Genomic DNA, 7,063 nt, shown 5'->3' on the forward strand with positions numbered 1-7,063 from the left:
GAAAATCCTTACAAAGTGCCCATGCGCATTTATCCGGCGGTGCACTACACTATGGGGGGCCTCTGGGTGGATTACAATTTGATGAGCACCATTCCCGGACTCTATGTTTTAGGGGAAGCGAATTTCTCCGACCACGGCGCAAACCGGCTTGGCGCCAGCGCTTTGATGCAAGGACTGGCCGACGGCTATTTTGTTCTTCCTTATACGATTGGTGATTATCTGGCAACTATCGGCACGAAGGGTACGACGACCGATACTCCCGAATTCAAAGAAACCGAAGCAGCCGTTCAAACTCAGGTCAACAAGCTTGTTTCCATTAAGGGCAAGAAAACCGTGAATGAATTTCATCGCGAGCTGGGGCTCACCATCTGGGAATACGTCGGCATGGCAAGAAACAAAGAGGGGCTCGAAAAAGCCCTGCAGGAAATCCCAAAACTGCAGGAAGAATTCTGGCAGAACCTGCTCATTCCGGAAGATCCGGCAAACTTGAATAAAAATCTGGAATTTGCCGGACGCGTTGCCGACTACTTCGAGCTTGCGGAGCTGCAGGCCAGAGATGCCTTGCACCGCGAGGAATCGTGCGGCGGTCATTTCAGGGAAGAGCACCAAACTCCGGAAGGCGAAGCCAAACGCGACGATGATAATTTTGCTTATGCCGCAGCTTGGGAGTACGCCCCTTCGGACGGTGAGCCGACTCTGCATAAAGAGCCGCTGCGCTTTGAAAACGTGAAATTGACGCAGAGAAGTTATAAATAAAAACGGAGAGCGAAGAGCGGGAAGCGCCTGCCAGTCAGATAAATGGATTGCAAATAGTTAAATCTTGAATCTTTTCTTGATGTTGTAAATCTTCAGTATATAAAATCCTACATTTAGACTGGAGCGCTGCTGAGATGATTAGAGAATCGTAGAATGAGAATTGCCAACGCTCCAAGATATCTAATGACCGTAAATAAAGGTCAATGTTTGAGTAGATTTCACATAATGGGGAAAGAACTGAATTCAGATATTTTTCACAGTCAGGTATGGAAAGAGGCACAACAAACTTTCGGGTTGCAACATTCAAGAATTCCTGTATAACTTGATAGCTTACGCAACCCGTGTGATTTGCAAGTGCAGATTTGATTAAGTTGTTCGCTTTATCCTGTTTCTTGGAGTCAGTAGAATCAAAAGCATAAACAAATATATTCGTATCGAGAAAATATTTATCGCTCATTCATTTCATCCCGACTAAATAATTTACCGGGTTTGGCGTAGTTAAATGATTTCATAAGGAGATCGTAATCAGTTAACCTGAAATCGGCGCTTATATATTGCTTGAGCCATTGCCGGAACGCTGCATTAAGGGTGGTATGCTCTCGGTTGGCTTTTTCGCGGGCTTTGCGAATCTGTTCTTCTTCAGCGCTTAGAGTTATATTTTTTAACATATCAACACCCAGTTTAGAATAAATATGTGCACACTACTTTCGTGTACATGAATATCATACTTTTGTATTAAAAAATCAACTCTTTTCTTTAAAAAAAATGGTCGGTAATTTTAGAAAGACATTTAGACCCCCAACTAAACAGGAAAATAGCAAAATGAAATTAAACCTAAAAATCTGGCGCCAGGAAAACGCACAAAGCAAAGGCAGGATGGTTCCTTACACGCTGGAAAACGTTTCACACCACATGTCCTTTTTGGAAATGCTTGACGTTCTCAACGAAGACCTCATTAAAAAAGGCGCGCGCGCGGGTGCCCCGGACATGAAATATGAAACTTGTGTGGCACGTGGCTTTAGCCCGTGCCTAACTGCGGATCCTAAGGAGCAATGCAGGTGCCTAACGAGGCAAATTCAGCCGACGCGCTTCTCGTGCGCGATTTCTAATTTCGGGGGAATGCGCGACTTCGTGCAGAAGAGCAGATTTTGGTGCTTTTCAAGAGTCTTGTTTCAAGCGCGCCTGATTTCCTGGTCTTTTTAAGAGAAGTGTATGAAAAATATAATTTCAAAAAGTATTTCTCATTTTCATATTTGTGATTACAACTACAAATTAAAGCTGGTCTCAAGAATCTAAAAATAATACCATGGTAATTACAGAAAGAAAAGTGGTATTTTATACAATTTCGCAAGTTGAATATGATTCTCTGGTTAAAAAAGAAGACTCTGAAATCAATGAGATGCTTTCGGACTTCGATTATTATAGAAAGCCACTTGTTCTTAATTCAAGAAAAGACCATAAGGCCCCCACTTCAAAATTAGTGTTTCTTGATTTTTCCTTTGAAAGACAAAGTTTTTGTTTTAAATTGATTAATTGACTTAAGAAGCGGTAATGATTACAAACATTGATTGAAAACATTTTCAAATCATTTTATCTCAACAGGATAGCAGTTCTGGCTGTATTAACAGTAACGAGCTGTGAAAAACTCCCCACGGAAGTGGCCGGGCCGGCCCCGTCTTTCATCCGTGGCATCACTTTGGCGGACTGGACTGCCGACGGCTATGCATCGGAGTCATCTCGCAAGGTAATTCTCGCTCTAAGATCGGCGGGTGCGAGTCACATGGCCATTTTGGTAACCGGGTATCAGGCCACGAGGTCCTCCAACAAAGTGTTTGTTGACCCATCGAGAACGCCGACACAAGCAGCAGTTGCGCAGGCCATCGACTGGGCACAAGCCAGCGGCTTGCAAGTTGTATTGAAGCCGCAGATACTTTCCAATGATGGCGGCTGGCCCGGTCAGTTGCAGCCCTCCGAGCCGGAAGCGTGGTTTAGTTCTTATATCGATTTTGTGCTACCTCTGGCCCATTTGGCTGAATCGGTCGGCGCGATTCAATTCATCGTTGGCACGGAGCTTGGCAAAACCATCCAGCAGAAAGAACTTTGGCAGGAAACCATTGACAGGATCAAGTCTGTCTATAATGGCCAACTTACATACGCCGCGTCTTGGGATGAAGTCGACAAGGTGCCATTTTGGAATGAACTGGATGTTGTCGGCGTAGATTTCTACTTTCCCGTCGCGAACAGAAAAAATCCAAATCAGCTTGAAATCCTTGCCGCGTGGCAACCCTGGTTGCAAACCGTGGAATTACTGCACAAACAGACAGGGCGCGACATCCTGTTCACGGAGATCGGCTACCGCAGCATCGACGGCGCCGGCATGAAGCCCTATCAATTCAATAATCCGGGTACGGTAGATTTACAGGAACAGGCAGACCTTTATTGGGCGGCCTTGCAAAGCACCGTAGACATTCCGTGGCTCAAAGGAATGTATTGGTGGAACTGGCTTGCGGACGGCTCAGGTGGGGAAGCCAACCGCGACTACACACCTTTTGGAAAACCGGCGGAATCTGTTTTGACGAAGTCATGGAATCGTGAATAATGCGCGTCACCACCTGTGGGGTTATCTTCGTGATTCTCACCTTTGTGCCGATGTCGGCAAAGGCGCTGCCCGGGTCCGCTGACACCAGTTTGGTGCCATCCCTAAAATCCGGCGCAATCGAGGCCGGATTTTCGGGATCGCTAAATGTTGTTGAAGGCATCTCGAACGCATCCGCTGCCGTTCGGGGCGGCACATTTTTTGGCTTGCTTAACGGATTGGCAGGAGCAGAGTTGGAAGTTGCCTATTCGCAGGTCAATTCACTTGATGTAATCGACCTGCAGGGATTCCTCACCTGGCAAAGGAAATTGGGGAAAAGTGCTGTTTATCCATTTGTTGCCGTGGGCGGGGGATTGCGTCAGGAATTTATTGGCAGTTTTCAATTGTCCCGATATCCGATTGGCTTTGGCGCGGGTTTGCGTACCTTGATAACGCAAAGCTCGGCTATACGGGTTGAGTACAAGCTGAAGCGAATTCTGAACGACCCGGTTTCGAATTTCACTGAGCACCAGGTTCGTTTTGGGATTTCGATCATATTTAGAAATTCACGAAATTCCAAGTGACGATTGTGAATAACATATAGGCTTTATGAGTGGGTGTAATGGCTGTTTTGTACAAAATTATTGTTGTTGGAAGGATGGAAGAATTTTTAAATCATATTAGTGGAGAAAAACTGTGAAGAGACTAACGTTAATCCTTGCGTGTATTTTGTCCATGATATCTGCCGCGCAGTCGCAGCAGGATCTGTCGCAGTTTCTTAACAGGACGAATGCCTTCCTTAAGACCCATGTACACAACCGTCTGGTGTCCTACGGTGAGATTAAAAAGGACCCGAAGCAGCTTATTGAACTGGTAAAATTGTTGGAAAATTTTGATGTAAGCAAGTTGTCGGATGCGAATTCTGAAAAGGCATTCTGGATCAATGCTTACAATATCCTGGTTATCAATTCCGTGGTAGCGAACTCGCCTATTGCGTCGCCGATGGATGTTGCCGGTTTTTTTGACAGGCGAAAACATCAAGCCGCCGGAGAAAAGCTGACCATGAACGACATCGAAAATATCAAGCTGCGTGAAAAGTTCCATGATGCCCGAATCCATTTTGCACTGGTGTGTGCCGCTTTGAGTTGTCCGCCCATCATCAACGAAGCCTACCTCCCAGAGACGCTTGACGAACAATTGGAGCAGAGAACCAGGGCCAACCTGAACGATGACAATTTCACCCGCGTGGACATGGACGAGAAAAAAGTCTACTTATCTGAAATTTTCAAATGGTATAAGGAAGATTTTGGCAGCTCTCTGCAGTTCGTGAATCAATATAGAACGCAAGCCATTCCGGAAGACTATTCCGTCGATTACTACACTTACGACTGGCGCCTGAATGAAAGTAAAGAGGTCAGGACAGGACAATTCCTGATTGAAAGTGACAATTTGCAGGCCTACACGCCTTCAACACTGCTCAGGCCCGGTGAAGTCGAAGTTAAAACTTTTAACAATCTCTACACCCAGACCGCTTTCTATAATGCGGACGGCGATAAGGTTGATTTAAACACGCGGTCCACTTTTTTTACAAATATCACCAGCTTCCTGATTGGCGCAATACCTAATATCAACCTGGGCTTGGATGTTTATTTCAAATCCGTCCGTAACGCTGGCGAGTCCAGTTCACCGCTGTCGGTGTTTAGGTTTTCCTCAGGTAACAACTCACGAACGGCCCTGACTTCATTTGCACCCAAGATAAAAGTGTCACCATTTTCCGGGTTGCGAAATTTGTCTTTGCAAACATTGATCCTGATTCCCCTGGCTTCCGATCTTGATGAGAATCCTTTCCTCGATCACGACGCTGTTCAATGGTGGACACAGTTGTTTTATGACAAAATGTTGTCGAGCAAATTTTTGGTTTATCTCGAAAATGGCTGGCTCCTCCGTTTCGAGAGTGAGGAAACGGTTGTTACCTCGCCACTAAAGGTAATTGGCAACTACTATCCTTCCGACAAATGGACCGTTTATCTGCCAACAGAGTTGATGCCTACCTGGGATGGCTCTTCCTGGTCTAGTTATTTTTTTCAGGCCGGATTGGGTTTGAAATACCAGCTCACCACCAATCTCGAAGTCGAGATTCTTGCCACCAAGTTCTTCAAGGGTAAGGATGCCGGCGCAGGAGTGACATATAACATTGGCTTTCGGATAATCAAATAGATTCGGGTCGAGATGAGTAACGGAAACCGGGGCATAGGATGAAGTCAATAATCGAGCTGCTATTACTGCTTGCATGTCTGAACACAGCCTGGACGCAGGAAAGAATCACTGATATCAGGTTCCCAAATCTCCGCAAGACCGATCCCGATTATCTGCAGAAATTTCTAATTGTCAAGACAGGAGCATTTTCGGACTCTGCGCAGATCCAGCACGATGTCCAAATGCTGAGAAATCTGCAACTTTTCTCTGATGTGTCCTACTCACTGAGAGACACAACAGGTGGTCAGGTTCTTACATTTCACTGCCAAGAATTGGCTACGCTGCTGCCAATAGGGAATTTTGGTGGTGTTAGGGGTAATTTTTGGTTTCAGGTTGGAGCCCATGATTTCAACTGGTTGGGTCAGGGCAATACCTTGGGTGGGTACTATCGCTATTACGATCGCCATTCGTTTGAGGGTTATTTAAAATTTCCCCATATAAACGGCACGCGCTGGGGGATTTCTTTGAGCGGAAATCGATTGGCTACCATCGAACCGGCCCTAATCGAGAGCCAATATGTCAGCTTCAATACGGACCGATGGTCGGCGATCGCCTTGGGCCGATATGCATTATCTCAACATCTTTGGCTGGAGTTCGGAGGTGGCTATATCTATGAGCGGTATGAAAAAAACCTGAATAGGAGCGAAGCAAATGCCCCCGGTCCGGAACTTGCAGAGTTCAATAAATATCTTCTGAAGTCGGTTTTCACAGTTGACAGGGTTGACTATTTCTTCCAATATTTGTCCGGATTTTCAAATGAGCTCACTGTCGAAACGGTCCTGACAAAGGGCGAGGATGACGCATTCTGGAAAATACTAAACATAGGCAAGTATTACGCACGACTGGGTGAGCGGGGCAACACCGCGTTTCGGTTTCGAAGCGGATTGTCGCAAAACAAAGACTCGCCGTTTGTGCCGTTCGTTTTAGATAATTATATCACCGTGCGCGGGTCAGGGAACAGGGTATCGCGCGGGACCGCCGAATTTACCGTCAATGCGGAATATCGCCACAGCCTCCTGGAAAAGAAGTGGGGCGCCATCCAGGGGGTTGGTTTTCTCGATTGGTCAACATGGCGGCCGGCCGGGGGATCATTCTCGGGAATGTTTGATAAAGAAAACAATGTCACGTTTGCTGGAGTCGGCATGCGCGTTTATTTTCGCCGGATTTACAATCTCGTCCTGCGCGTCGACTATGGCATCAGCGTGACAGATACTGAGCAGCAAGGGATTGTTTTCGGCACCGGCCACTATTTCTGATAGCTTTCGCGACCCACCATATTGCCGCACGCGTGCCCTTGACATGAATGAAAGAAACTTGTGTGGAACGTGGCTTTAGACCATGCTTAACACAACATAGCCTAACAAAGCAAATTCATCCGACGCGCTTCTCGTGCCCGATTTCTAATTTCGTGGGAATGCGAGACTTTCTGCCCCATCGAAGTTCCGCGTCAAGCTCGTGCCTGATTTGCGTCGTTAA

At 46.3% G+C, this 7,063-nt stretch carries 7 protein-coding genes and 1 pseudogene; 6 read left to right on the plus strand and 2 right to left on the minus strand.

Annotated features, from left to right (window positions below; all coding sequences use genetic code 11):
• Positions 1–756: FAD-binding protein (locus IH879_16830; protein MCH7676592.1), on the plus strand; the 756-nt coding region annotated here is incomplete at its 5' end.
• Between the two features lie 34 nt (positions 757–790).
• Here the strand turns inward: IH879_16830 and IH879_16835 are convergent.
• Both IH879_16835 and IH879_16840 read right to left on the minus strand, forming a co-directional pair.
• A complete protein-coding gene (locus IH879_16835) occupies positions 791–1,213 on the minus strand; it encodes a PIN domain-containing protein (GenBank protein ID MCH7676593.1) in 423 nt (140 codons plus the stop codon).
• The gene (locus IH879_16840; protein MCH7676594.1) at positions 1,203–1,424 is read right to left on the minus strand and encodes a hypothetical protein; all 222 of its coding nucleotides are present in this window, start codon (positions 1,422–1,424) and stop codon (positions 1,203–1,205) included. The genes IH879_16835 and IH879_16840 overlap by 11 nt, the downstream gene beginning before the upstream one ends.
• Before the next feature lie 154 nt (positions 1,425–1,578).
• Here IH879_16840 and IH879_16845 point away from each other — a divergent pair.
• The 5 genes and pseudogenes from IH879_16845 to IH879_16865 all read left to right on the plus strand — a co-directional run bounded on the left by IH879_16845 (position 1,579) and on the right by IH879_16865 (position 6,843).
• Positions 1,579–1,722 (plus strand): annotated as a pseudogene (locus IH879_16845) (succinate dehydrogenase/fumarate reductase iron-sulfur subunit).
• A gap of 598 nt (positions 1,723–2,320) precedes the next feature.
• Complete coding sequence (locus IH879_16850; protein ID MCH7676595.1) at positions 2,321–3,355, plus strand: hypothetical protein; 1,035 nt, start codon at positions 2,321–2,323, stop codon at positions 3,353–3,355.
• On the plus strand, positions 3,355–3,915 hold the full coding sequence (locus IH879_16855) for a hypothetical protein (protein MCH7676596.1): 561 nt from the start codon (positions 3,355–3,357) through the stop codon (positions 3,913–3,915). Before IH879_16850 ends, IH879_16855 begins: the two co-directional genes overlap by 1 nt.
• Positions 3,916–4,066: 151 nt before the next feature.
• Complete coding sequence (locus tag IH879_16860) at positions 4,067–5,548, plus strand: DUF547 domain-containing protein (protein ID MCH7676597.1); 1,482 nt, start codon at positions 4,067–4,069, stop codon at positions 5,546–5,548.
• A 38-nt stretch (positions 5,549–5,586) separates the two neighbouring features.
• Entirely contained in the window at positions 5,587–6,843 is a 1,257-nt protein-coding gene (locus IH879_16865; GenBank protein ID MCH7676598.1) for a hypothetical protein, read from the plus strand.
• Positions 6,844–7,063 lie beyond the last annotated feature (220 nt).

The sequence above is a fragment of the candidate division KSB1 bacterium genome, from assembly GCA_022562085.1.
GTDB lineage: Bacteria > Zhuqueibacterota > Zhuqueibacteria > Oceanimicrobiales > Oceanimicrobiaceae > Oceanimicrobium.